At 45.6% G+C, this 22,598-nt stretch carries 24 protein-coding genes and 1 tRNA gene; 14 read left to right on the plus strand and 11 right to left on the minus strand.

Features of this window, described 5'->3' with window-relative positions; all coding sequences use genetic code 11:
• Positions 1 to 14: 14 nt before the first annotated feature.
• Both QUA83_RS10180 and QUA83_RS10185 read right to left on the minus strand, forming a co-directional pair.
• Positions 15 to 920, minus strand: coding sequence for an alpha/beta hydrolase (locus QUA83_RS10180; RefSeq protein WP_333292955.1), 906 nt, complete (start codon positions 918 to 920; stop codon positions 15 to 17).
• A 14-nt stretch (positions 921 to 934) separates the two neighbouring features.
• Positions 935 to 1,381 carry a SufE family protein gene (locus tag QUA83_RS10185; RefSeq protein ID WP_333234555.1) on the minus strand — a complete coding sequence of 149 codons (447 nt, stop codon included), beginning with the start codon at positions 1,379 to 1,381 and terminating at the stop codon, positions 935 to 937.
• Positions 1,382 to 1,577: 196 nt separating this feature from the next.
• Between QUA83_RS10185 and QUA83_RS10190 the strand changes: the two genes are divergently transcribed.
• From QUA83_RS10190 to QUA83_RS10205, 4 genes are all read left to right on the plus strand, one after another.
• Positions 1,578 to 2,576 (plus strand): iron ABC transporter permease, encoded by a 999-nt coding sequence (locus QUA83_RS10190; RefSeq protein ID WP_333292957.1) that lies wholly within the window; start codon positions 1,578 to 1,580, stop codon positions 2,574 to 2,576.
• Positions 2,542 to 2,718, plus strand: coding sequence for a hypothetical protein (locus tag QUA83_RS10195; RefSeq protein WP_333292959.1), 177 nt, complete (start codon positions 2,542 to 2,544; stop codon positions 2,716 to 2,718). The genes QUA83_RS10190 and QUA83_RS10195 overlap by 35 nt, the downstream gene beginning before the upstream one ends.
• Before the next feature lie 47 nt (positions 2,719 to 2,765).
• Positions 2,766 to 3,551 (plus strand): ABC transporter ATP-binding protein, encoded by a 786-nt coding sequence (locus QUA83_RS10200; protein WP_333292961.1) that lies wholly within the window; start codon positions 2,766 to 2,768, stop codon positions 3,549 to 3,551.
• Between the two features lie 422 nt (positions 3,552 to 3,973).
• Positions 3,974 to 4,879: an ABC transporter substrate-binding protein gene (locus tag QUA83_RS10205; protein ID WP_333292963.1), complete on the plus strand. Its 906-nt coding sequence runs from the start codon at positions 3,974 to 3,976 to the stop codon at positions 4,877 to 4,879.
• A 152-nt stretch (positions 4,880 to 5,031) separates the two neighbouring features.
• Here QUA83_RS10205 and QUA83_RS10210 read toward each other — a convergent pair whose 3' ends face one another.
• A complete protein-coding gene (locus QUA83_RS10210) occupies positions 5,032 to 5,397 on the minus strand; it encodes a hypothetical protein (RefSeq protein ID WP_333292965.1) in 366 nt (121 codons plus the stop codon).
• Positions 5,398 to 5,722: 325 nt separating this feature from the next.
• Here QUA83_RS10210 and QUA83_RS10215 point away from each other — a divergent pair, with 325 nt between their 5' ends.
• From QUA83_RS10215 to QUA83_RS10225, 3 genes are all read left to right on the plus strand, one after another.
• Positions 5,723 to 6,454, plus strand: a complete 732-nt coding sequence (locus QUA83_RS10215; protein WP_333292967.1) for a response regulator — start codon at positions 5,723 to 5,725, stop codon at positions 6,452 to 6,454.
• Between the two features lie 6 nt (positions 6,455 to 6,460).
• Positions 6,461 to 7,060, plus strand: a complete 600-nt coding sequence (locus tag QUA83_RS10220) for an adenylate/guanylate cyclase domain-containing protein (protein WP_333292969.1) — start codon at positions 6,461 to 6,463, stop codon at positions 7,058 to 7,060.
• A 186-nt stretch (positions 7,061 to 7,246) separates the two neighbouring features.
• A complete protein-coding gene (locus QUA83_RS10225) occupies positions 7,247 to 8,182 on the plus strand; it encodes a fused MFS/spermidine synthase (protein WP_333292971.1) in 936 nt (311 codons plus the stop codon).
• Positions 8,183 to 8,488: 306 nt separating this feature from the next.
• Here QUA83_RS10225 and ccmS read toward each other — a convergent pair whose 3' ends face one another.
• The 3 genes from ccmS to QUA83_RS10240 form a co-directional block, all read right to left on the minus strand.
• Positions 8,489 to 8,920: a beta-carboxysome assembly chaperone CcmS gene (ccmS, locus tag QUA83_RS10230; protein WP_333230929.1), complete on the minus strand. Its 432-nt coding sequence runs from the start codon at positions 8,918 to 8,920 to the stop codon at positions 8,489 to 8,491.
• A gap of 291 nt (positions 8,921 to 9,211) precedes the next feature.
• Positions 9,212 to 11,008: an ABC transporter ATP-binding protein gene (locus tag QUA83_RS10235; RefSeq protein WP_333292973.1), complete on the minus strand. Its 1,797-nt coding sequence runs from the start codon at positions 11,006 to 11,008 to the stop codon at positions 9,212 to 9,214.
• A gap of 207 nt (positions 11,009 to 11,215) precedes the next feature.
• Positions 11,216 to 12,055: a prephenate/arogenate dehydrogenase gene (locus tag QUA83_RS10240; protein WP_333292975.1), complete on the minus strand. Its 840-nt coding sequence runs from the start codon at positions 12,053 to 12,055 to the stop codon at positions 11,216 to 11,218.
• Positions 12,056 to 12,093: 38 nt separating this feature from the next.
• On the opposite strand from QUA83_RS10240, the gene QUA83_RS10245 reads away from it, so the two are divergent.
• The 6 genes from QUA83_RS10245 (at position 12,094) to QUA83_RS10270 (ending at position 18,931) form a co-directional block, all read left to right on the plus strand.
• The gene (locus QUA83_RS10245; protein ID WP_333292977.1) at positions 12,094 to 13,656 is read left to right on the plus strand and encodes a pentapeptide repeat-containing protein; all 1,563 of its coding nucleotides are present in this window, start codon (positions 12,094 to 12,096) and stop codon (positions 13,654 to 13,656) included.
• Between the two features lie 96 nt (positions 13,657 to 13,752).
• On the plus strand, positions 13,753 to 15,315 hold the full coding sequence (locus QUA83_RS10250) for a pentapeptide repeat-containing protein (protein ID WP_333292979.1): 1,563 nt from the start codon (positions 13,753 to 13,755) through the stop codon (positions 15,313 to 15,315).
• Between the two features lie 80 nt (positions 15,316 to 15,395).
• On the plus strand, positions 15,396 to 16,925 hold the full coding sequence (locus QUA83_RS10255; protein WP_333292981.1) for a pentapeptide repeat-containing protein: 1,530 nt from the start codon (positions 15,396 to 15,398) through the stop codon (positions 16,923 to 16,925).
• 22 nt (positions 16,926 to 16,947) lie between these two features.
• Entirely contained in the window at positions 16,948 to 18,456 is a 1,509-nt protein-coding gene (locus QUA83_RS10260) for a helicase C-terminal domain-containing protein (protein ID WP_333292982.1), read from the plus strand.
• A gap of 65 nt (positions 18,457 to 18,521) precedes the next feature.
• A complete protein-coding gene (locus QUA83_RS10265; RefSeq protein WP_333292984.1) occupies positions 18,522 to 18,734 on the plus strand; it encodes a DUF2839 domain-containing protein in 213 nt (70 codons plus the stop codon).
• Positions 18,735 to 18,859: 125 nt separating this feature from the next.
• A tRNA-Val gene (locus tag QUA83_RS10270) sits at positions 18,860 to 18,931 on the plus strand.
• A gap of 91 nt (positions 18,932 to 19,022) precedes the next feature.
• On the opposite strand, the gene QUA83_RS10275 is transcribed toward QUA83_RS10270, so the two are convergent.
• The 5 genes from QUA83_RS10275 to QUA83_RS10295 form a co-directional block, all read right to left on the minus strand.
• Positions 19,023 to 19,229 (minus strand): type II toxin-antitoxin system HicB family antitoxin, encoded by a 207-nt coding sequence (locus QUA83_RS10275; protein ID WP_236506884.1) that lies wholly within the window; start codon positions 19,227 to 19,229, stop codon positions 19,023 to 19,025.
• Complete coding sequence (locus QUA83_RS10280) at positions 19,229 to 19,426, minus strand: type II toxin-antitoxin system HicA family toxin (protein ID WP_265237275.1); 198 nt, start codon at positions 19,424 to 19,426, stop codon at positions 19,229 to 19,231. Before QUA83_RS10280 ends, QUA83_RS10275 begins: the two co-directional genes overlap by 1 nt.
• Before the next feature lie 215 nt (positions 19,427 to 19,641).
• Positions 19,642 to 20,967, minus strand: a complete 1,326-nt coding sequence (locus QUA83_RS10285) for a phthiocerol/phthiodiolone dimycocerosyl transferase family protein (protein WP_333292986.1) — start codon at positions 20,965 to 20,967, stop codon at positions 19,642 to 19,644.
• Positions 20,964 to 21,149, minus strand: a complete 186-nt coding sequence (locus QUA83_RS10290; protein WP_333292987.1) for a hypothetical protein — start codon at positions 21,147 to 21,149, stop codon at positions 20,964 to 20,966. The genes QUA83_RS10285 and QUA83_RS10290 overlap by 4 nt, the downstream gene beginning before the upstream one ends.
• A 190-nt stretch (positions 21,150 to 21,339) precedes the next feature.
• Complete coding sequence (locus tag QUA83_RS10295) at positions 21,340 to 21,468, minus strand: hypothetical protein (protein WP_333292989.1); 129 nt, start codon at positions 21,466 to 21,468, stop codon at positions 21,340 to 21,342.
• 149 nt (positions 21,469 to 21,617) lie between these two features.
• Between QUA83_RS10295 and QUA83_RS10300 the strand changes: the two genes are divergently transcribed.
• The gene (locus QUA83_RS10300) at positions 21,618 to 22,568 is read left to right on the plus strand and encodes a DNA polymerase beta superfamily protein (RefSeq protein WP_333292990.1); all 951 of its coding nucleotides are present in this window, start codon (positions 21,618 to 21,620) and stop codon (positions 22,566 to 22,568) included.
• Positions 22,569 to 22,598: the final 30 nt, after the last annotated feature.

Consider the following 22,598-nt stretch of genomic DNA (forward strand, 5'->3'; position numbering starts at 1 on the left):
CCCTCTTAATCCTCTCAAATAAAAGATTTAACCACATTTGCCAAAGCTTCAGCATTTTCTTCGTGCATACCCAAAGAACCAGGAATAACTCGCGATACAACACCCGGTAATTCCGTTAATGCTTCCATTTCCGCCTTTGATTTGGGCGGCGCATTTTCAGCAATTACAACCATCACCGGCACTGCTAATTGGTTAAATTTATCTGTAAATTCCGATCGCACTTTTGCCGGATCTAAACCACCAGTCACAAAGGCAGCGGAACCGTATCGAGCACCGGGTTTTTGCGTCACTTGCCATTTGCCTTGAATGAAATCCGGCGTGACTTTAGCTGCATCAACATAGACGTGGCGACGGTACATCAAACTGAGAAATGACGGCGCAGTGTTGAGTTTGTATAGGAATTGTCCCAGTAAGGGCGATCGTACTAATTCTCTCACAATTCCATGCCACCCGCTTTGCTGTTTGCTCATCGTCGGCAAAGGCCCGCGCCAAGTCGGCGCAGCTAACACAATCTTTGACCAAACATTCGGCTGGGATTGCGCTAATTGCATCACATAACCCGCAGCGTGACCGGCAGCCACTACAGCAACCGGAGTCTTAAAAATTGACTCAACAAAATCCTTGAGAAATTGATGATATAATTGCGGTTGATAGTCGGTTCGCGGGCGATCGGATTCGCCAAAACCCGGCCAATCTAAGCTCACAACTTGAAATTTATGAGCTAACAATTCTGCTAAAGGACGCATTTCTTCTCGCGTCGAAACCGTACTGAAAGCAGGCAGCAGCAATACAGGATTTCCCTGTCCTCTGGTTTCGTAAATAACTTTGATTTGTGTTTCTTTCCAATTCCACAGATATTCTTGAACTGTGGCGGAATAGTTGCCCGAACCTGATTTTGTTAAATTTGTAGTTTGAGTCATGGCTGTTTATTCTTTTAATTTGCTTCGGCTTGCTTGCTCAATTCACAAGCAAGTGCCTTATTTTTCATCATTTGAAAGATGTTATAAAATCCGTTAGCGCGGGAAGGTGTCAGACTCACATTCAAGCCCGTGTCTTGAATAAAATCTGGGGTAATGGTGACAATTTCAGCAGGCGTTAATCCGCTCAAACCTTCCACCAGCAAGCCAACTAATCCTTTGACTAACTGAGCGTCTGAATCGCCTTGATACAAAACTTTTCCGTCTGCCAAATTTGCAGTAATATAAACTTGCGACACGCAGCCAGAAACTTTGTTTTCCGGCAGTTTGTCGCTTTCGGGAAATGCTGGGAGTCGCTTGGCATACCACAGAAGTTGTTCGTAGCGCTGTTTCGGATCGGAGTGTCGCTGAAAGCGCTGGACGATTTTAGCTAGGGCTGGCGGTAGCGCGGTGTTTGCGGACATGATTCACTCGTAGCGGTTTACTGCGTTAATATTATACATTTAATTTTGCCTACGGGTGCGATCGCCTGCTCATCTGCTCCCACTGAAGCCGTCTTCAGGTGAATCGGTTATTGTTATTGTAGTTAACGAGTTCGAGCATTCAAAACAGAGGAAATATGGTATTTAGTGCTGTTAATCAAGATTGTGGTGTAATGTAGTGAATGTCCCAAAAATCTGGCTAAAATATCGAGTTTTTCAGGCAGTTGTCTTCTTAGGATTGGGTTTGCTGTTAACCATCGCCCTTTCGCTTTCTTTTGGTGCGGTACCGATGAGTGCAGCTCAATTGTGGCAAGCATTTCTGCACCGAGGTGATGCTGTCAATCAAACTATTTTATGGGAATTGCGTTTGCCCAGAGTTGCGGCAGCGCTGACGGTTGGTGCGGCTTTAGGAATGTCGGGGGCTTTGCTGCAAGGTTTGCTCCGCAACGGTTTAGCCGATCCTTTTGTATTAGGAATTTCGGCGGGTGCAGGGTTGGTGGCGATTACTATGCTGACTTTGGGAATATTTCAAACTTGGGTGCCTTTGGCGGCTTGGATAGGTGCTATTTTAACTTCGATGCTGGTCTACTTTTTGGGAAAAACTAAAAATGGCATTTCTGTGGAACGTTTGGTTTTAGCTGGTGTGGCTGTGAGTTCTCTGTTTGGGGCAGTACAAACTACACTGTTGCTGTTAGCTGAAGACAGCCGTTTGCAAGCTGCTTTGAATTGGTTAATCGGTAGTTTGAACGGTCGCGGTTGGTCGGATTTGCAGGTTGCTGCACCTTATATTTTGGCTGCTTTGCTGTTAGGATGTTTTTTGGGGCGATCGATAAATTTGCTGGCTTTGGGCGACGATTTAGCTGTTGGTTTGGGGGTTTCGCTGGTACGATCGCGCTTGTTGATTGGTGGTGTTGCTACTTTGCTAGCTGCGAGTGCTGTCAGCATCGGCGGATTGATTGGTTTTGTGGGATTGGTTGTGCCTCACGGGGTGCGTTTGTTGGTTGGTAATGATTATCGGTTTGTGTTGCCGCTGAGTGCGATCGGCGGTGCTTGGGTGTTGACTTTTGCTGATTTTTTGGCTCGTTTGGGTGCCGTAGAATTGCCTGTGGGTACGGTTACGGCTTTGTTAGGTTCTCCACTGTTTGTTTGGCTGCTTTATCGGCGTTCTAGTTATTAATAAGAAGGAAGAAGGAAGAAGGAAGAAGGAAGAAGGAAGAGGAAAGAAGGAAGAAGGAAGAGGGAAGAAGGAAGAGGGAAGAAGGAAGAAGGAAGAAGGAAGAAGGAAGAGGGAAGAGGGAAGAAGGAAGACGCAAAATTAATTACCGATTACCGATTACCAATAACCAATAACCAATAACAAAATATAATGTCTTTAGAAATTCAAAATTTAACAGGTGGTTACGGCGAAGTTGCGATCGCCCATAACATCACTTTATCTTTACAACCTGGTGAGTGGTTGAGTCTCATCGGTGCCAACGGTTCTGGTAAGTCTACTTTCTTGAAGTTAGTTAGCCGCATCCTAACTCCGCAGCAAGGAAGTGTGTTGCTTGATGGCAAGGCAATTCATACTCAACCTGCTGCTGTTGTCGCTCAAAAATTAGCGATTTTGCCGCAGCAGCAAACAGTGCCAGAAGGTTTGACGGTAAGGCAATTAGTTAGTTTGGGGCGTTCTCCTCATCAGGGTTGGTGGCAGTGGGAATTGAGCAAGGAAGATGCAGAAAAGGTGGAAGTTGCTATCAGTCAAACAGGGATTGAGGAATTTCGCGATCGCCCAGTCGAACAACTCTCAGGAGGCGAACGCCAGCGCGCTTTCCTCGCCTTAGCTTTGGCTCAAAACCCGCAAGTTTTGCTATTAGATGAACCTACGACTTATTTAGATATTTGCTATCAGTTGCAATTGTTAGAGTTGCTTAACCGACTAAATATAAAACACAAATTGACTATTATTACGGTGCTGCATGAAATTAATTTAGCTGCGAGGTACAGTTCCCGGATTGCTATGTTAAATAAAGGAGAACTTTTTTGTGTAGGAACTCCCGCACAAGTTTTAACTCCTGATAATTTAGCTGAGATTTTTGGGGTAGAAGCTATCATTTTAGAAACTTCTGTAGGCTTGCAGATTTGTGCGATCGCTCCCACTCTTCACACTTAACATTTTTATGATAAGTATAACCTCGCCCTCGCACTAAGTTCTCAAGTTTTTCATAATTATTTCAATTAACTTATTGCCACAATCCGCTGTTCTATCTGAGTGCCAAATGCTTTAAACTATTGCCTAATACTGGTTCCAAAAGGTCGAAGAAAACTTAAGAGATACTTAAAAAGTCCGAAGTCAGGCAATAAATGCGGTTTTTCATACAAAATCTACCGTAAACTATTGATATTTAAATCATTAAGCGCTAAAGTGCGATCGAACTTCCCGTCATATCGTTTCCGGTTGCATGGGTATTGTTGAAATATCCAAACAGTCAACCGTCCACAGTCAACCGTCAACAATCATTTCTGAGTGCGATCGAACTTCCCGTCAATTCTGTCTCAACCTGGTCTAAACTCGCTGTAACTCCCGCCTAAACTATGTACAAAACTTTTTTTTCTCGTACCGCTATCCTGTTGCTGAGTTTAGCATTTACCGCTTGCTCCGCCGCCACTTCACCCCAAATTGAGCAATCAACTCCTGCGGTTTCGCCAGCCAATCAACCACAAACAACTAACAGCGAATCAGCACAAAAAGTTGTAGCTTTAACACCTTTAACCGCCGATATTATCCATCAACTCGACCCAACCAAACTTGTAGGAATTCCCGGCAGCGCATTAGTCAGCAGCAACCCCAAATTTAAAGGGATTACCGCAGTCACTGCAGAACGCACCCCTCCCAATTTGGAAAAAATCATCGCATTGAAACCGGATTTGGTCGTAGGTGCGTCGGGATTTCATGACCAAACCATGCAAAAATTGCAGCAGCTAGGAATAAAAACTTTACTCACTCAAGTTGATAGCTGGAAATCCCTAGAAGAGTTAACAACAACTTTAGCTAAATCCCTCAATGCCAATCCCGAACCTCTGTTAAAACGCTACCAAACATTTTTATCAGATATCCCGAATCAAAGCCCCGCCACTTTAGTTTTGGTAAGCAGACAACCGATTTTATCGCCCAATCAAAGCAGTTGGGCTGGAGATTTGCTGGGTAAGTTTAACGTGAAAAATGTCGCAGCCCAATTGCAAGGAGATAGCCCCGTTCGAGGCTACGTGACGCTTTCAGCGGAAAAGATTTTAGAGGCTAATCCCGAAGTAATCATTGTAGTCGATCGGGGAGAAGGAATTTTAGACCAATATAAATCTGATTCATTTTGGAATCAACTAACAGCCACAAAAAATAATCGAGTTTACGTTTTTGACTACTATGGATTGGTCAACCCAGGTAGTATCGAAAAAATTGAGCAAGCAATTGCTCAACTTAAACAAGTTCTCGCTAAAAAGTAGAACCCAGATTTTGAGAGATACAAAATCTCTAGAAATCATGGAACAAATTGACTACAATTTCTCTGAAAGTGAGAAAGCTAAAGGCAGTCAAAAGCGCGCAGCGATGGGAAACCTGGTTTTTGACACTGACTCTTAATGGTGTCGGATCGCCCTCAAGAAGCTAAATCCAAAGGCGGTAAACCGCGCAACTGCCGCAGCGCGTTGATACACGCCTGGCAGTCGCAGCCAAACAGCGCCGCCGCCGCATCGCTTTCTTCTTCCGAAAAATCCAGCATCGCCACCCGTTCTTCACCCGGGCGCTGCCAAGTAATTCTCGGCTTAGAAGCCACAGCAGTAGACTTGCCAGGAAGCCGCACGCAAGTCAGACGCTGAGTGTGGGGCGATCGCACGCATTGAGGCGAATCAGCCGATTGGGCTGGTGTTTCGCCAATTTGAGCGGGATTTGCGATCGCGCTCAAAGACATCACAGATCCAAACAGCGTCGGACTTACCAATAAAGTGAGGAGCAATCGATTCATTTGTCGTCTTTAAGAACTTTAATGTATACAGTAGCCGATTATCTGTTGCAATTCAACAGGGTTTTCGTCAGACATCAGTAAGATTTGCCGTTATTAAGGCTTAAAAGCCGAATATTTACCGTTTAAACCTTCAACAATTGTCCGGGTATTAGCAACGAGCATTTTCTGATAAGTATCACCTTGGCTCCCCAGTTTAAGATTTGTTGCAATTTTAGTAAATTTAGCTGGCCAGTGATAACAAACTCTTCCAATGTGGGTAAACTGATTTCAGCAAGGACAACTCGAAGCAGCGAACAAGTTTACCTCAAAAACCAGGTGGGGAGTGATGAGTACAGTTTTAGTGGTGGAAGATTCCCGCAGCCAACGGGAGTGCATTTCACATCAGTTGAGATGCAGCGGATTGAATGTAATTCAGGCATCTGACGGTGTGGAAGCGCTGGCTAAAGTTGAGAAAAATTGCCCCGATTTAGTATTATTAGATGTCATAATGCCCCGTCTGGACGGCTACGGGGTTTGTCGTTTAATTAAAGCTAATCCCGAAACTCGGAACATACCGGTGGTATTTTTAACAGGGAAGGGACAGCAGTTAGCTTTATTTGCGAGGTTCCAGGGCGATCGCGCCGAGGCTTATGTTAGCAAACCTTGGCAGCCGAGGGAACTTTTGGCAACGATCAAAAAAGTTTTGCTCAATGCCAATATTAAGTTCGATCGAGCTTCAGCAGACGCTTGGACGGAATACGGAATTTTAAACTTAAGTACGATCGAACTGTATCAAAGCCATGCCGATGCTTGGACAAAATACAGTTCCCAAATTATTAAATTGTACGATTCCAGCTTAGCAGCTTTCGAGCAAGCTTTGGCAATTGAACCGAGTCACTCGAATGCAAACAAGTATCGCAACCGAGTCCAAACAATTCGGGCAATTTTGATGAAAAAATTAGAGCAAACTAAACCTTGCAAAGTCTGCGATTATTATTACGGTAAGGATGGCATCAATTGTGCGATCCATCCTGCTGGCCGCCCTCCAGAACAGTGTCGCGATTGGGAATTTAATTAAACAAAAATGAAAACAAATAACCGCGCTAACTTAGAAAAGCTACTGCAAGAAAGAAACGAACATCCCGAAACAATGGCGGAAATTGATGAAAAAATAAATTCAACTTTCCGCAAAAATTATGCAATTTTAGTAATGGATATGTCGGGATTTTCGCGCACGACAGTCCGCTACGGAATTATTCATTTTTTGGCAATGATTCACCGGATGCACGGAATTGTCAAACCGATAATTTCCGAATACGGTGGCACTGTAGTTAAGGAGGAAGCAGACAATATTTTTGCAGTTTTTTCCGATGTCAAATCAGCGGTGGAAGCTGCGATCGACTCTTTGAAACACACAGCGGCTGTCAACACGACACTGCCACCGGAGATGGATATTTACCTCTGCATTGGTATTGGCTGTGGCGATGTTTTGATGCTGGAAGGAGAGGATATGTACGGATCTGAATTTAATCTGGCATCTAAGCTGGGAGAGGATTTGGCGGAACGCGGAGAGATTTTGCTTACCTCAGCAGCCTTTGAAAAGTTGGAAGGTGACAAGCAAGATTGGGAAAAAGTGGAACTTTCGGTTTCAGGTTTGGAATTGGTGGCGTACAAGCGGCTGTAATCGGGTAAATTTCTGTTGTCTTCTCGTTCTTTGCCCTGCTGGAAAATGAGAACATGAATTGTCCCAGCCTTGACTCGAAACCCGGTTTCTTCGCAGATATCGGGCGACTCAGCCATTTTGGTAGAAACCGTGCTGATGAGGCTATATTCTTAGAGAATATCGAATTTAAATAAAATTTAAAATCAGATGATTGAGGAACACAAAACTTGGCAATCTATTAATTTATCGGCTATTGGACAGCGGCTGGCTTGGCTGCAACAACAGCCAGACAAAGTTATTTTTTGCAAAGAGTCTGGTGTTCACTATGTTGCAGTCACAAAAGATCGATCGCACATTAAGCTATCTTTAGTAGAAAAAGTAAATCAGCATACAGATTTACTGCAATCTGTTTTCGATTTCAACAATCCTTTACATCTAGTGTCTGAATATACTCAGGCGATGATGTTGGGTTTAGTGTGGCAAAGCCAACCTCAAAGAATCTATATGGCTGGATTTGGCGGCGGCAGAATTCCCTTAGTTTTGCACCACTATTTGCCGGAAACTGTCATTGAATGTGCGGATGTCGATCCGATCGCGATCGAAGCAGCTACACAGTGTTTTGGGGTGAAATTGGACGATCGGCTAACTGTAACAATTCAAGACTGCCGAGAGTATTTAGAGCAGCAAAAACCGGATATGCAGTACGATATCATCATGACGGACGTATTTTTTGGCAACGGCTACTTTCCGCACAGGCTGGCTACCAAAGAATTTTATCAACTCTGCAAAAAACGCTTGTCAAGTGAGGGAGTTGTGCTGGTAAATCTGCTGCAAAGAGATGAGTTTTATGCGGAAAAAATCAAGACTTTTCAAAGCGTCTTTTCTCAGGTGTTCGTGTGTCCGTGGAAGGACATTAACAGCGTTTTGATTGGTACTAACAGCGCTATTTTAGAGAAAGACGAGATTGTTGCTAGGGCAAAATATTTGCAAGATGGCTATCAATTTTCATTTCCATTAACAGACAGAGCACAGGAAGTAAAATTAGGTACTGAATTGGCGGAAGCTGTACCTAATTTAGATCGAGCTCAAATTTTGCATGACGATTCGCCCCCCGCTGGTTATTTTGATTGCTGGTTATTCTGATATTTATAATAAGTCCGGGTTTACTCTTTGTGGAACAGGCATCTTGCCTGTTGCTGATACGAAGTTGAGATCACCCAGGGATTGAAAGAGACTGCGAGATAAAATTGCCCTCCGAGTGCGATCGGATATAACCATCGACAATAGGGCAACTGAGGACACGACATTGCCGTTTCCCTACCCCAACATAATCAATCTTTCTCGATAAGAGATATAACCATCGCCCGATTAATTGTAGGGAAAGCGCACGGCGTCGTCTCCTGACTGTAGGTAATATCAATTCCGATACCACCGGATTTGATATAACTCCTATTTCATACATTCAACCATCTGCTGTTCCAGCTTAGCCAACAATGTATCAACATCTGTTGCAGCTTCTTCAAAACAAACAGGAGGTTCAGGCTTAGGTTCAAAAAAAATCAACTTAATTTGACCTTCTCCGATCGCCAAAATCGCCACTTCTGTCTCAGGTTTGTGAGCGTTCAACACACCTACAACTTCCTGAATATGACTTTTTACTTGGCGGTTCAACTCCTCAACCGCCTCTTTCTTACAATACACAAAACGCGCCGTTTCTGCAATATCAATTGCTAAAATCTCCTCGCTTTCTTCTCCCCTTTCCAGAAATAGTCCCCAAGCCAAAGCAGCCAATTCATGTTGATTAGCTTTCACGAATTTATCTAATTTGCGACTCCAGCTATTTTCGTTGGGTTTGGACTCAGGGCTATCAAATAGAAACATTTTCTCTTCTTGCTTGTAGAAACTAATATTTTGCAGTCAGTTGGCCGTTGTCATTAGTTAGGATTCAAATTACCAACTATATCATGTCTGGTTGATTCGCGCTCGGATAATTTTCGATCTCCTAGGGGCGGGTTTTACCAACAATCTACCTGTCAACCTAATTATCTCATAAACCAGCCCCGCCCATATACTTATGATGCTACCAGACATGATATTACCAATGCCCAATTCCCAATGCCCAATTCCCAATTCCCAATTCCCAATTCCCAATTACCCAAAACCGCTGCGTTTCTATCTTATACCAGATTGCACGCGCCAGAGCGCCGCATAAATTCCGTCCTGTTCGATCAGTTGTTCGTGCTGCCCCGATTCTACCACCAGCCCCTCTTCCATGACACAAATGCAATCGGCATTGCGGACAGTAGAAAGACGGTGGGCGATCGCAATTGTAGTGCGATTCTTGGTAATTCGTTCGAGCGATCGCTGAATTGCCGCCTCCGTCTCGTTATCCACCGCTGAAGTAGCTTCGTCAAGAATCAAAATCGGCGGATTCTTCAAAACAGCCCTCGCAATTGCAATTCGCTGTCGCTGCCCCCCCGACAATTTTTGACCGCGTTCCCCTACAATAGTGTTGTAACCGTCCGGCAATTGCGCGATAAACTCGTGCGCTTCGGCAATTTTCGCAGCATTTACTATCTCTCGATTGCTTGCCTCAAAACTGCCGTAAGCAATATTTTCTGCCACCGTACCGTGAAACAAAAACACATCTTGACTCACCAATCCGATCGCTCTCCGTAAATCTTTTAAATTCAGGTTATTTAATTCTATCCCGTCGAGATAAATATTACCGTACTGTACCTCGTACAGCCTCAAGATTAGCTTCACCAGCGTACTTTTTCCCGAACCAGTAGCCCCAACAATCGCAGTAGTTTTTCCCGCAGGTAGAGTCAAGGAAAAATACTGCAAAATCGGTTTTCTTTGATTATAAGAAAAGGTAACATTTTTAAATTCCAACTCACCCTTAATCGAACTAACCGGCCGCCGAATATCACCCGTGTGAATTGCGATCGGAGTATCCAACAAATTCATCACCCGATTAGTAGAAGCCATAGCGCGCTGGTATTGATCCAGAGTATTTCCCAGGCGAGTCAGCGGCCACAACAACCGCTGGGTCAAAAACACCAAAACGCTGTAAGTTCCCACAGACAACCGGCCCGCCACCACCTCCAAACCGCCCAGAAATAGCGTTGCAATAAACCCCAAGAAAATCACAACCCGAATTAGCGGAATAAAAGCTGCCGAAAGTACGATCGCCCGTCGGTTGCTTTGGCGGTAAGCTTGGCTTTGCGTTTCGATACGCTGAATTTCATAATCTTCGGAAGTAAAACTTTTAATAGTAGTAATTCCCATCAAATTATTCGACAGTTGCCCGTTCAGAAAACTCACCTTTTCCCGCACATCAGCATAGAAAGGAGCAAGGCGATTTTGAAAGGCGATCGAACCCCAAATAATAAAAGGTATGGGCAGCATTGACAGCCCAGCAACAGTAGGAGAAGCTGCAAAAAAAGCCGCACCAATCACAACAACCGTTGTAATTACCTGAATTACCTCATTAGCGCCGTCGTCCAAAAAACGTTCGAGTTGATTGATATCATCGTTGAGAATAGAAATCAAACCGCCCGTGCTGCGTTCTTCAAAATAAGCTAATTCTAATTCCTGCAAATGGCTGTATGCTTCCAGACGCAAATCGTGTTCAATATCCTGAGCCAAATTGCGCCACAAATAATCATAGGCATATTCAAAAACCGATTCCAACGTCCAAACAATCAAACTCACAAAAGTAATAATTGCCAGTTGCCAAAAGACATCTTTTATGCCCCACTGAGCGAGTATAGAATCTTGCTGTTTCACCACCACATCAACGGCAATACCGATTAATGCTGGCGGCGCTAAATCAAAGAATTTATTCAGCAGGGAACAGATACTTGCCAGCCAAGCTTTCAGCCGGTAGCGGCGCCCGTACTTCAGCAGCCGCTTGAGGGGATGGACAGGTTTTGATGGATTTGGTGATGCTTGAGAATCATTCATAGGGCATGGGGCATGGGAAATAGGGCTGAGAATTAGAAATTAGTAGGGAGTTCGGCGCGCACCTTACCTTTGTTTAATTGTTAATTCTCAAAAGCCCGGTTCCTAGGCTTTAAACGTTAACACTCGCTTCATTTTAGCGACTACACCAACTATTTGCGCCTCAATCTGAACGTCAATTACTGGTTGAATTGGGTTGTAAATTTTGGATCACAAGTTGTAATTCTGTCTCGCTTGTTGAGTCAGCTTCAACTTGTGTTCGAGACTTTGCCAATTTTCGGCTGCGATATCGCTGATAAACTCGTCGAGACTGTCGCGGTAAATAGAGAGCGATCGCAATAATTCCTCTCGATTGTACTTTGCCACCATCACTCCCAGTTCGGGATTGCCACCCCCCACCCGGCTCGTGTCCCGAAAACCCGAACTCGCCAAATGTTGGGCTAAATTAACAATATCCCGATCGCCCTCTCGATCGCACGCAGCAACCAGCGTCGCGCTAGCCATGAGCGGCAAATGAGAAATCCAAGCCACAGCTCGATCGTGCTCGATCGGCTCACATCGGTAAACTTTAGCACCCAGTAACCGCGCAATTTCCTCAACCTTATCCACCGCCACAGCCGGCGTCTGGGCCGTCGGCGTCACCACGTAAGGCCGGCCCACAAACAAATCCGGCACCGCCGCCTCAATTCCACTTTCAGCAGTCCCCGCCATCGGGTGTCCCCCCACAAAATTCGGCCACAGAGGAGACACAGCCTGCACTATGGGTGTTTTTACGGAACCGACATCGGTTACAATAGTATCAGGGGAAAGATAGGGCACCAACTCTCGGACGATCGGCTCGATCGACCCCAGCGGCGTGCAAATAAAAACCACATCGGCTGCTGCCATCAGAGACAGGTTTATGCTGGCTTCATTGACAACACCGCGAGCTTGCGCCCGATCGCAAGTCTGCTGCCGACTCGAAACCCCCAAAACATTAAACCCGCGCGATCGCAAATCCAGCCCGATCGAGCCACCAATTAAACCTAGTCCTACAATACCGATATTCATAGCAATAAAATGGGGATATTTGATACGGTGCCGCCCCCATGACAGTCGAGGAACTCCTGAAAAAATATGCCGCCGGAGAAAGAAACTTTGCCGGAATCAACCTGACTGAGGCCAACCTCAGCGGCGTCAACTTGAGCGGAGCCAACCTCAAGGGTGCGAATCTGAGTGTAGCAAACCTGAGCGGAGCCAACCTCAGCAAAACCAACCTCACAGGTGCCAAACTCAACATCGCCAGACTCAGCGGCGCCCATCTAGGCGGCGCCGACCTCACCGACGCCGACCTCAACGTCGCTTACCTAGTGCGAGTTGACCTCAAAAAAGCCATACTCATAGGAGCGAAACTGATTAGAGCCGAGCTCATTCGAGCCGAACTCAGCGGCGCAAACCTCAGCGGCGCAAACCTCAGCGGCGCCACCCTTACCGAAGCCACCCTTCGAGGAGCCAACCTCGCTCAAGCCAACCTTCGAGGCGCTCACCTCAGCGGCGCGTGCTTGACAGAAGCCAACCTCGAACAAGCCAACCTGCAAGGAGCCGACCTCAGCCGAGCCGACCTCAGCGGCGCCGACTTGCGAGGCACAGAACTGAGACAAGCCAACCTCACTCAAGCCGTACTCAGCGGCGCCGACCTCAGCGGCGTCAATTTGCGCTGGGCCATCCTCAGCGGTTGCAATCTCCGCTGGGCCGACCTCAGCGAAGCCAAATTGAGCGGCGCCGACCTCAGCCGAGCCGACCTCTGCCACGCCAACTTGCTGAATGCCAGCTTAGTTCACGCCGACCTGACAAATGCCTATCTGATCCGCGCCGACTGGATTGGAGCCGACTTAACCGGAGCCACCTTAACCGGAGCAAAACTTCACGCAGTTTCGCGACTCGGCATCAAAACCGAAGGCATGACCTGCAAGTGGGTTGATCTGAGTCCCAACGGCGACCACAGCCAAATTTACTGGTTGAACTCCGGAGGAACCCACGAATTTTTTCACGAAACCTTGCCCACAGTTCGGATCGTGATTGACTCGCCCTTAGACCAAGGTGCTCATTTTGCCCTAGCAGCAACTTATTACCAAATTGCCCAACAATACCCCAGTTTAAGTCAGCCTCCCACGATCGAAGTCAGCTCCAGGCGCACCGTACTCGCCTTTAAAATGGACAGCGACGATAAATTATTTGCCACCGCTTACGTTGCCATCATTCCTTTTAACGACGCTGCCATAACTCAAAAAAACCTAATAGCTTTGATGAAAATGATTCAATCCCACGATGCAGGCAAACTTAACGTCAAAGAATCTAAACACGTCCAGTTATGCAGCAAAGCTCTCAACCAAGCTATCAGCAAAGTAGACCAAATCAAAATTTCCAGTTCTTTTCCAAAAATCGGCGAAAGCATCAATTTCTTTCAAATTCCCACACAGATGATCTTAATTAATTCCCGCGATCAAAGACTCAGCGTATATCACCACCCCGCCTTCGGCAAGCGGCTGATTAAAAAATACGAGCCAAGTAACTCAACATCGGGTAAGTTAGCCGAAAGCACAAAATTGGCTCAAGCTAATATCACTAGCATTTTGGATTTTATAAAAGGCTTCCACAATATAGATGTCTAAGCATATTGCATCAAGTTACAAAAAATGCTTATTCTAGTTTAAAGGTTGGCACAACAAAGCTTTGTTCTAGCTAACACATCAGGGAAAGTCAAAAGCATGGACGCCGAAGAACTCATCACCAAATATGCAGCAGGAGAAAGAGACTTTACTGCCATCCTCCTTTGCGAGGCAAATCTCAGCAGGATCGATCTCAGTGGGGCTAATTTCAGTGAGGCAATATTGAGCCTCACCAACATGAGCGGCACCAATCTCTCAAACGCCAACATGAGAAAAGCCAAACTCAATGTTGCCAGACTCAGCGGTGCCAATCTCAACAAAGCCAACCTCAGCGGCGCTATCCTCAACGTAGCAAACTTGATTCGAGCCGACCTCCGCGAAGCCCAACTCGTCGAAGCTACAATGATCAGATCCGAACTGATCCGAGCCGACCTCAGCAATGCAAACTTGAGCGGTGCAAACCTCAGCGAAGCAGATTTGAGAGAAGCAACCCTCAGAGAAGCCAATCTAGAGCAAGCCGACCTCAGCGGGGCTCACCTTAGAGGTGCTTCCCTAACAGCGGCCAACTTGGAACGGGCTAACTTGCACAGAGCCGACCTCAGCAGGGCAGACTTGCGAGGAGTCAACCTCTGCAATGCCGAACTCAGACAAGCTAATCTGTCTCAGGCCAACCTCAGCGGCGCTGACTTGCGAGGCGCTAATCTCCGGTGGGCTGACCTCAGCGGGGCGAACCTGACCGGCGCTGACCTCGATGAAGCGAGATTGAGCGGGGCCAACTTGTACGGGGCAAATTTGAGCAATGTCAATCTGTTGAACGCTACTCTGGTACACGCGGATTTGACTCAAGCGAATTTGATTCACGCTGATTGGGTGGGCGCCGATTTGACGGGGGCGGCCCTGACGGGGGCAAAAATTTATGCGGTGTCTAGGTTTGATGTGAAAGCAGATGACATTACCTGCGATTGGGTTGACCTCAGTCCTAATGGCGATCGCAGCCACATTCAGCGCTTTACCCCGGAAGAATCTCAAAGGTTTTTCAATGCTACACCGCCGACAGTTCAAATTATTGTCGATCGACCCCTCGACCCGGATGCTAACTTTGTCCTTGCAGCTACCTACCGCCAAATTGCCCGTCAATACCCTGCTTTGAGCCATCCTCCCAGTATCGAAGTTAATTCCAGACGCACAATCATATCATTTAAAATAGAGCAGGACGAGCAACTATTTCCCACCGCTTTCGTGGCGATTACTCCCTTTAGTGATGCAGCATTTACTCAGAAAAATTTGATTACTTTGATCAAGATGATTCAACCCCAAAGTGGTAATAACCTGGGCGTCAGAGTCTCAAATATGGTCGTGCAATTAAACGTAGCCCTGACCAAAACAATGAGAAAAATAGGGGAAATGAAAATTCAGCCGATTCGCCTCGATCGCGAACCGATGTCAACTTTTTTTCAATCGCCTACCCAAACTGTACTGGCTAACTCCAGCGCCGAAAGTTTGATGATTCACTATCACCCAGATTTTGGCAGAAACTTGACAAATTTGCCCGGAGTCAACAAAACGTCTATCAGTCCTGCAATTAAAGCCCAAAGATTTACCACCCCGCCGCTAAATACGGTCATTGAGTTTGTCAAAAGCTTTTATCAGCTCGGTGAGTAAATAGTATAAATTAATTTGAGATTATTTCTATTCATGCCATATAAAAGTTAGCCAATTGCCATTTCATTCAAGTAAAAAAAATGGAAGCTGAAGAACTGCTCAAACGATTTGCACTCGTCAAGAGATACACAGAAGGCGACAGAGATTTCACAGGAATTAACCTGAATGAAGCGAATCTCAGCCGCATCAACCTCAGCCAATCAATTTTAAGGGGGGCTAGCTTATTTGTCACCAACCTCAGCGGCGCTAACTTGAGCGACGCTAACTTGAGCGACGCTAACTTGAATGTGGCTAGACTCAGCAGTACCAACCTCTCGCGGGCAATCTTAAACGGGGCGACTCTCAATGTAGCAAACTTAGTCAGAGCAGATTTAAGTGCAGCTCAATTAATCCGAGCATCCCTGATTAGAAGCGAATTAGTCCGCTGCGAACTCAGCAAAACTAACTTCAGCGGTGCAAACCTGACTGAAGCAGATTTAAGAGAGGTAAAACTGACGGAAGCTAACCTGTGCGGTGCTAATCTTTCCGGTGCAAATCTCAGAGGTGCTTCGGCTGCTTCAGCTAACTTTCAAGAAGCTAACTTACACGGCGCAGATTTAGCGAAAGCAGAACTTAGCGGCGTCAATTTGAGCAATGCCGATATGAGACAAGCTTCTTTGCAACAGGTGAATCTCAGCAGTGCAAATTTGAGCGGAGCTAACCTCAAATGGGCTGATTTGACGGGAGCCAACCTCAACGGCGCCGATCTGAGCTGTGCTAAATTGAGCGGAGCTAACCTTAACGGAGCAGATTTAAGAAATACTAATTTAGCAAGTGCTAGTTTCGTTCACGCTGATTTGACAGAAACAAATTTGATTAATGCAGATTGGGTGGGCGCTGATTTGAGGGGAGCAACTTTAACAGGAGCAAAACTGTATTTGGTTCCTCGATGTGGCATCATCGCAGAGGATATTACTTGCCAGTGGGTTGACCTCAGCCCCGCAGGCGATCGCACTCAGATTCAACAATTTAATTCGCCGTCAGAATCGAGAAAATTTTTAAATCACACGCCGGGGTTAGTGCAAATTGTGGTTGACGCACTTTTAGACTACTCAGCAAACAGCACTTTAGCAACAGCTTACAGCGAAATAGCTCGGCATTACCGGGCAATGATTTTTCCTCCTAATATTGAAGTCGGCTACCGCCGCACAACTCTAACTTTTAGATTTGAGAGCGATGAGCATTTATTGCCAGCAGCTTTTTTAGCGATTCTTCCTTTTAAAGATGCTGTACAAACTCAGAGAAATATTATGGTTATAGGCAAAAATATCGAAAGTCAAAATTTGGATGAAAAGCGAATTGTGCAGTTGCGTAAAGCATTGAGTACAGCTACAAATAAATTAAATGAGTTGATAAATTTGGTGTCTAATATATCACGGGTGAGTCAGCCAACAAAATTTTTTGATTCACCAACCCAAACTATTTTAATTAGTTCGGGACAGGAGAGTTTGATGGTGAATTCTCACGGGAATTTTGGGAAGGGAGGTGCAACTCATCAGGAGAGTAAATTCAGTTTGCCTCTCGGTCAAAAAGTAGTTGATTTTCTGGCCAGTTTTGACTATGTTGAGTGAGAAATGTCAATTTTAAAACCGATTGATTGAGGTAGAAGTCCACAACTCGCTGCTCCGCTTCCTGCGATCGAACTCCGAGCCGCACTGGCCACACCATTTAACGATGGCGCGGCTCGTGGCGCGGGCTTTGCGCTTGGGGCGCAGCGCTCTGATCCAAACGGGGCTTCCGGCGGGAGCTTACCGACAGCGGTATCGAGTCAGCTATTTGATGCCGATTTTGATGTGGCCGCAGCCTGTAATTTTAGTCGCGCCGACACGGGTGATCGAGCATTTGAGAGCGGTGGAAATTCCGCGCTTGCAAGAGTGGCTGCAAACAGAGGGGTCGATCGAGATTTATTCCGATCAGGCCACTGGACGAGGATTGATGCTAGCAGATCCAGAGTCTTGGCTGGCGGCTCGCTTGGCGGTGGATTCGCCACTTCACAGCAATATTCCGACAATTATCGACGGTGTGGATGACTTGGAAGTTTGGACGCGCCAGCAATTGACGGCGTGTTTGCAACCGGCTGACTGGAATGATTTAATGCAATCTCAGCCTTTGGAAGCCGATGCAATCCTCGAAGGGCGGGTAATGCTAACGCGGGCTTTCTTTCAGCATCCGGCGAAACCAGAGGAGTGCTATTTGCTGGAAACTGCAGAGCAAAATATTTTGCAGGGGCTGTTGGAAAGGATCGAGCCGAATTCGCTGATTCCGGCTGCTTGGAGCAATTTTTGGCAGCGGTGGGAAGGAAACGGAAGACTGCGGTGGGCGGAAATTAATCGGGAGGCTGGGTCATTTTCTCTGTACTGCGCGCCGGTTCAGGTGGCTGAGGTTTTGAGCAAAATTTGGGATTCTCAGCCTGTGGTGTTGATTGGGGGGGCGGTGGATGTGGAACCAAAGGCTCCGATCTTCCGGCAAATGCTGGGGCTGCCAGAATTGACGAGCGTTAAGTTTTCGCCCGATCGACAAAGCGAATTAATTCAACTGTACATCCCCAACTGGCTGCCGCTGCCGAATACGCCGGAATTTCAGGGTGTTTTAATAGAAGAAATTCGGACTTTGCTGTTGATGAGCGCGTCGGTGGCGGGTTTAACGGTGCTGATTGTTGGTGATGTACCGCTGAAGGCTAGGCTGGCGGCGATTTTGGCTTCTGAGTTCGGTTCTCGGGTGCAGGTAGAAAAAACTGATGTGGGCGAGAATGCGATTTTGGTGACGGGGTGGGAGTTTTGGCGGGAACATCAGGGGGAATTGAGGGCGCCTCACTTGCTGGCGATGGCAACTTTGCCGCTACCTTCTTTGGAGAATCCTTTGGTGACGGCGCGTGTGGCTTATTATAAGGAACGGCGCAAGGATTGGTTTCGGTTGTATTTGCTGCCGGCGGCGCTGAATGAGTTGCAGCGGGCGATCGCGCCGGTGCGAGAACGTCAAGGGGTGGTGGCGATTTTCGACAGCAGGGTGATTCACCGCAGTTATGGACAGCAGGTTTTAGCGGCTTTGAGTCCTTTTGCGAGGATTGATTATTTGGATACGACTTGGCTGACGCAGGCTTGAGATGACCTGTTGGCGTATAATTTGGTTGGGTATCCAGTTGAAATCTAATTTAGTAGACAAAGATTATGGGTGAAGCTAAGCGTCGCAAAGAGTCGATCGGCGACGAATACGGAAAAGAAGAACGCATCGTTCCCTGGCTGCCAATCACGAAAACCCAAAGCGAAGATTTTGTGAAGTGGACAAGCCGCGGAAGCTGGATCGGGATTAGTCTTTTGGTTGTTTGGTGGATTGTAGTGCGGTTTGTCGGCCCCTCGGCGGGTTGGTGGCAGGTTAACTGATGCCAGACTCGACAAATGCCTGTATTCTTGGCATTGTGTCGAGTTTAACTCGGAAACAAGCGGCTGAATTTTTAGGAAAAATTTAGTTGCAAATTTGGACTTGGTATGGTAAAGTAATTATCTGCGGGCAATTAGCACAGTGGTAGCGCACTTCCTTCACACGGAAGGGGTCACTGGTTCAAATCCAGTATTGCCCATGAAATTTATTTTCTGATTCCTCTTATTTCTTAGTCCCCCTCTGCTGGGACGAAATTTTGTGTAGCCGCAGTTTCAACCGCCCTCAGCTTCTTAAGCTTCAACATATTCGCAAATAGAGACAGGTTCGGGAATAGGAAAAGCATCCTCTTGTAGTCCTTCAATATGAAATGCGATCGCCTCTTTAATTAAATTTCTCACCTCTTCTAAACTTTCAGCCACAGCTACACATCCAGGTAAATCGGGAACATAAGCACCGTAGCTAGTTTCACCTTTTTCAATTACAACAGCATAACGCATTAATCTTCCTCCTCTTCTAGTTGAGCTTGCCGCCAAACACTTTTAAGCGTACCAATTGGCATATCAACGCCTAAATTACCTGACACCGTGACAGTCCCAGCCTTTTCTGGGTGTTTAAATTGACGATGACTGCCCTTTGTTCTAGCTAAATACCAACCATCATCTTCTAACATTTTAATAACTTCTCTAACTTTCATTTTTCATCTATAAAACTCATCAACTCCCGCATTTCTATCCCCATAATATGCTCTAACTTCAGCAACCTCTCCATTGTAACCTGCGCCGCTGATAAAAAACCTCATCCTGCTTTGGGTTCCAGAGTCCCGACGATCGTAATCTCTCTCAAATTGGGTCAACTGGCGATCGGAGTTCGGGATAGGTTAGCATGGGTGAGTTCTTTCCTCTTTTGCCATTATTTGACAGCCATTATAACCTTTTCTTGGCAAACCTCAATCAGACAATTGATGACACCAGTAGCAAGCAACTCTATAGTCTCTTGACTAAGTGAAGGCTTAGATGCTATGAAATTCAAAAGCATTTTATCTTTAAAAGTTGCAACTGCAACTGTAAAATTTTTGCCAAAAATAGCATCAGACGCAACAAAACTGATTTCTTCTATTTCCAAATCCCCATAAACTTCAGAAATATCAACTCTACCAATATTAGTAACCCCACTTGTTATGAGAAATTCATCAGGATTTTTAATATAAAATTCAATAATTTTTCGGAAAATCGTTAAAGGTTTAAAAAAATCTTGTGTGTTTAAGCCTAATTCAATATTTTTAGTAATATCTCTTGATAAATCCCAAAACGACATCTGAGGTTTTAGGTGATGGAATGAAGTTAAAAAGGAAGCTAAAAAACTCATGTGTTGATTTTTAATGGGAGGTTCTATACGCCTACGCAAATCCACATAAGAGCGACATGAAACCTTAATTCTTCTTGGCTTTTCCCTGCTAATTTTATTAGCTACTGTAAGTAGCATTGCTGCACATAACGCCCCATGTACTGTGGTATTTTCTTGCCGACAAAGTTCAATTATTTTTTTGGTTAACTCTTTTTCTAAATATCTATGAGTCATGCCACAAGTACGAAACTCAAGGGGAACCGTCTCTTCAGACTCTAATTGTTCTGGTTTATGTAAAAGCATTTGTAATTTCATTTTCAGCAAAAACCATGTGCCATTGCTGATCCCTTTCTTTCCTTTCATCCATTTAGGTAATAATTCCTCTAAGGGTGGAATAGCAAATCCGCAATCTATATCAATGGCATCTCCCGATGCAATAATTTGGTAACATTTTAAGATTTCTGATTGTAGACTTATAGAAGATAATCCGTCTGATATGGCATGATGTACAGTTGTGATTAAATAGTTGGTCTTGATTTCGGATTGCTTGTAAAGAAGAATGCACCTTAGCAGAACCTGACTGCTATCCAGAGTTTTGTTCAATTCTTCTCTCACAACATCTTCCCAGTTGTCATTTATGTCCTGTGAAACTACAGATAAAGGAATTTTTTTTGTCCCGTGATTTGTAAATGCGAGATGCTCCTGTGTTCCAATTATCCGAGAGTTAAGTAAAGGATGAATGCTTTGAACTGCATCTAGCGCCTGCCTCAAAATTTGTTCCTTAATTTCACCTTGGATCCGGCTGATTGTTACTATATTAAATGAGCTATGTTGGCGGTTCAATAGCTCCATCGCTTGTTCTGTGACCGAAAGCGCTCTGTTGTTATTCATAAATTTAATAGGTCTTTTAGGACTCTGAACTCAATGATTAACGATGAAGACGCCAACTGCTCAGTAAACTCAATTAACTCATCCACCTGTTCCTCAGTAAACCACCTTTCCACAGCATCCTCCGCAAACAGATCCCACGCTTCCTCATACAACTCCGCCACTTCCAATCGCCGATTGTTCAAAAATACATTCTGCACAGCCCGTAACAACCGAATATGATTGTGTTAAACAGCGGTTGGGCAGCACTAGAATCCTCAAAATTCCGCCTACCACTTCCTGATAATCTGGCAATGCCTCAATCTCGAACTACTTTCGCAGCAACAATAAGAAACTATTAACCTTCAGATTAAACGCCTTACGAATATTCGACTTCTACAACTGCACGTTTCCCCCATGCAACTCTTGCCTCAGTGTACGCTCTAACGCCACCAGTTGCAAGTCCGTCACCGCTTCCCCAGTGCGAATTGCTGCAATTGTCGGGTGAGTCTCAAAAATCTGCAATACCTTCGCCTCAACTCGCTGGCGGTATTCCTCTTTGATAATTAGACAATGTTCAACAAGGCCAAATCCGCGATCGCCCCAAACTGCCCTTCTATACTACACATATGCTACACTAACATTGTAGCTCGTGTCCCGCAGGAGGTTTCCTCATGGCCAATGCCAATCTTCCTCAAAATTTCAACTTAATCCTACCCGCAGGAACCCAAATTGTCACCAAAATAGAGGTCAAAAACCCCGCCGGCGACCAATCTTGGAAACCGGGATTAGTAGGCGTCATCGTTCAATCGCCTACGGACAATTCCCACGCATATTTAGTCAAACTCCCAGACGGAACACAAGTTAGTTTGCGGCGGCACGAACTCAGTATTCGCAAGCAGTTTCAGAGCGAAGGATTGCAGTCAGGAGGAGATTTTCTTGCAGAATACAACCTCTATGATTCTGTAATTTACCGCTGCATTGTTGGGTCGAGAGCTTATGGTCTTGATAACGAGGAATCCGATACAGACAGGCGCGGGATTTACCTGCCGCCGGCAATACTTCATTGGTCGCTTTACGGCATCCCAGAACAATTGGAAAACCAGGAAAATCAGGAATGCTATTGGGAACTGCAAAAGTTTCTAGTTTTGGCGCTAAAAGCTAATCCAAATGTGCTAGAATGTTTGTACACGCCTTTAGTAGAAACTGTTTCTCCTGTAGCACAAGAATTGCTCGAAATTAGGGAAATCTTTCTTTCTCAATTGGTTTATCAAACTTACAATAGCTACGTTTTGTCTCAATTTAAAAAAATGGAGCAAGACCTCCGCAATACCGGGGAAATTCGTTGGAAGCACGCGATGCACTTAATTCGCTTGCTGCTGTCAGGAATTACGGTACTCAAGGAGGGGTTTGTACCGGTTCGCGTGCAGGATTATCGATCGCAACTTTTATCTATCCGCAACCAAGAAGTATCCTGGGATGAGGTGAATCGCTGGCGGTTGAGCTTGCACGGTGAGTTCGATCGCGCTTTTGCTGCAACTTCCTTACCGGAACGTCCTAATTACGAGAAAGCGAATCTGTTTTTGATTGAAGCGCGTAAAGGTGCGATCGAAATCGGATCTTGAAATCGCTTCTTGTGAAACACAGCCGCAGCA

It is taken from the genome of Microcoleus sp. K1-B1 (assembly GCF_036704705.1).
Taxonomy (GTDB): domain Bacteria; phylum Cyanobacteriota; class Cyanobacteriia; order Cyanobacteriales; family Microcoleaceae; genus Microcoleus.

Bases quoted from the DNA above. Each gene is read 5' to 3' on its own strand.
- QUA83_RS10245 (WP_333292977.1), top strand. From the start codon at position 12,094: ATGACAGTCGAGGAACTCCTGAAAAAATATGCCGCCGGAGAAAGAAAC.
- QUA83_RS10240 (WP_333292975.1), bottom strand. From the start codon at position 12,055: ATGAATATCGGTATTGTAGGACTAGGTTTAATTGGTGGCTCGATCGGG.
- QUA83_RS10185 (WP_333234555.1), bottom strand. From the start codon at position 1,381: ATGTCCGCAAACACCGCGCTACCGCCAGCCCTAGCTAAAATCGTCCAG.
- QUA83_RS10285 (WP_333292986.1), bottom strand. From the start codon at position 20,967: ATGAATAACAACAGAGCGCTTTCGGTCACAGAACAAGCGATGGAGCTA.
- QUA83_RS10250 (WP_333292979.1), top strand. From the start codon at position 13,753: ATGGACGCCGAAGAACTCATCACCAAATATGCAGCAGGAGAAAGAGAC.
- QUA83_RS10220 (WP_333292969.1), top strand. From the start codon at position 6,461: ATGAAAACAAATAACCGCGCTAACTTAGAAAAGCTACTGCAAGAAAGA.
- QUA83_RS10280 (WP_265237275.1), bottom strand. From the start codon at position 19,426: ATGAAAGTTAGAGAAGTTATTAAAATGTTAGAAGATGATGGTTGGTAT.
- ccmS (WP_333230929.1), bottom strand. From the start codon at position 8,920: ATGTTTCTATTTGATAGCCCTGAGTCCAAACCCAACGAAAATAGCTGG.
- QUA83_RS10235 (WP_333292973.1), bottom strand. From the start codon at position 11,008: ATGAATGATTCTCAAGCATCACCAAATCCATCAAAACCTGTCCATCCC.
- QUA83_RS10180 (WP_333292955.1), bottom strand. From the start codon at position 920: ATGACTCAAACTACAAATTTAACAAAATCAGGTTCGGGCAACTATTCC.
- QUA83_RS10215 (WP_333292967.1), top strand. From the start codon at position 5,723: ATGAGTACAGTTTTAGTGGTGGAAGATTCCCGCAGCCAACGGGAGTGC.
- QUA83_RS10210 (WP_333292965.1), bottom strand. From the start codon at position 5,397: ATGAATCGATTGCTCCTCACTTTATTGGTAAGTCCGACGCTGTTTGGA.
- QUA83_RS10275 (WP_236506884.1), bottom strand. From the start codon at position 19,229: ATGCGTTATGCTGTTGTAATTGAAAAAGGTGAAACTAGCTACGGTGCT.
- QUA83_RS10265 (WP_333292984.1), top strand. From the start codon at position 18,522: ATGGGTGAAGCTAAGCGTCGCAAAGAGTCGATCGGCGACGAATACGGA.
- QUA83_RS10255 (WP_333292981.1), top strand. From the start codon at position 15,396: ATGGAAGCTGAAGAACTGCTCAAACGATTTGCACTCGTCAAGAGATAC.
- QUA83_RS10300 (WP_333292990.1), top strand. From the start codon at position 21,618: ATGGCCAATGCCAATCTTCCTCAAAATTTCAACTTAATCCTACCCGCA.
- QUA83_RS10205 (WP_333292963.1), top strand. From the start codon at position 3,974: ATGTACAAAACTTTTTTTTCTCGTACCGCTATCCTGTTGCTGAGTTTA.
- QUA83_RS10200 (WP_333292961.1), top strand. From the start codon at position 2,766: ATGTCTTTAGAAATTCAAAATTTAACAGGTGGTTACGGCGAAGTTGCG.
- QUA83_RS10225 (WP_333292971.1), top strand. From the start codon at position 7,247: ATGATTGAGGAACACAAAACTTGGCAATCTATTAATTTATCGGCTATT.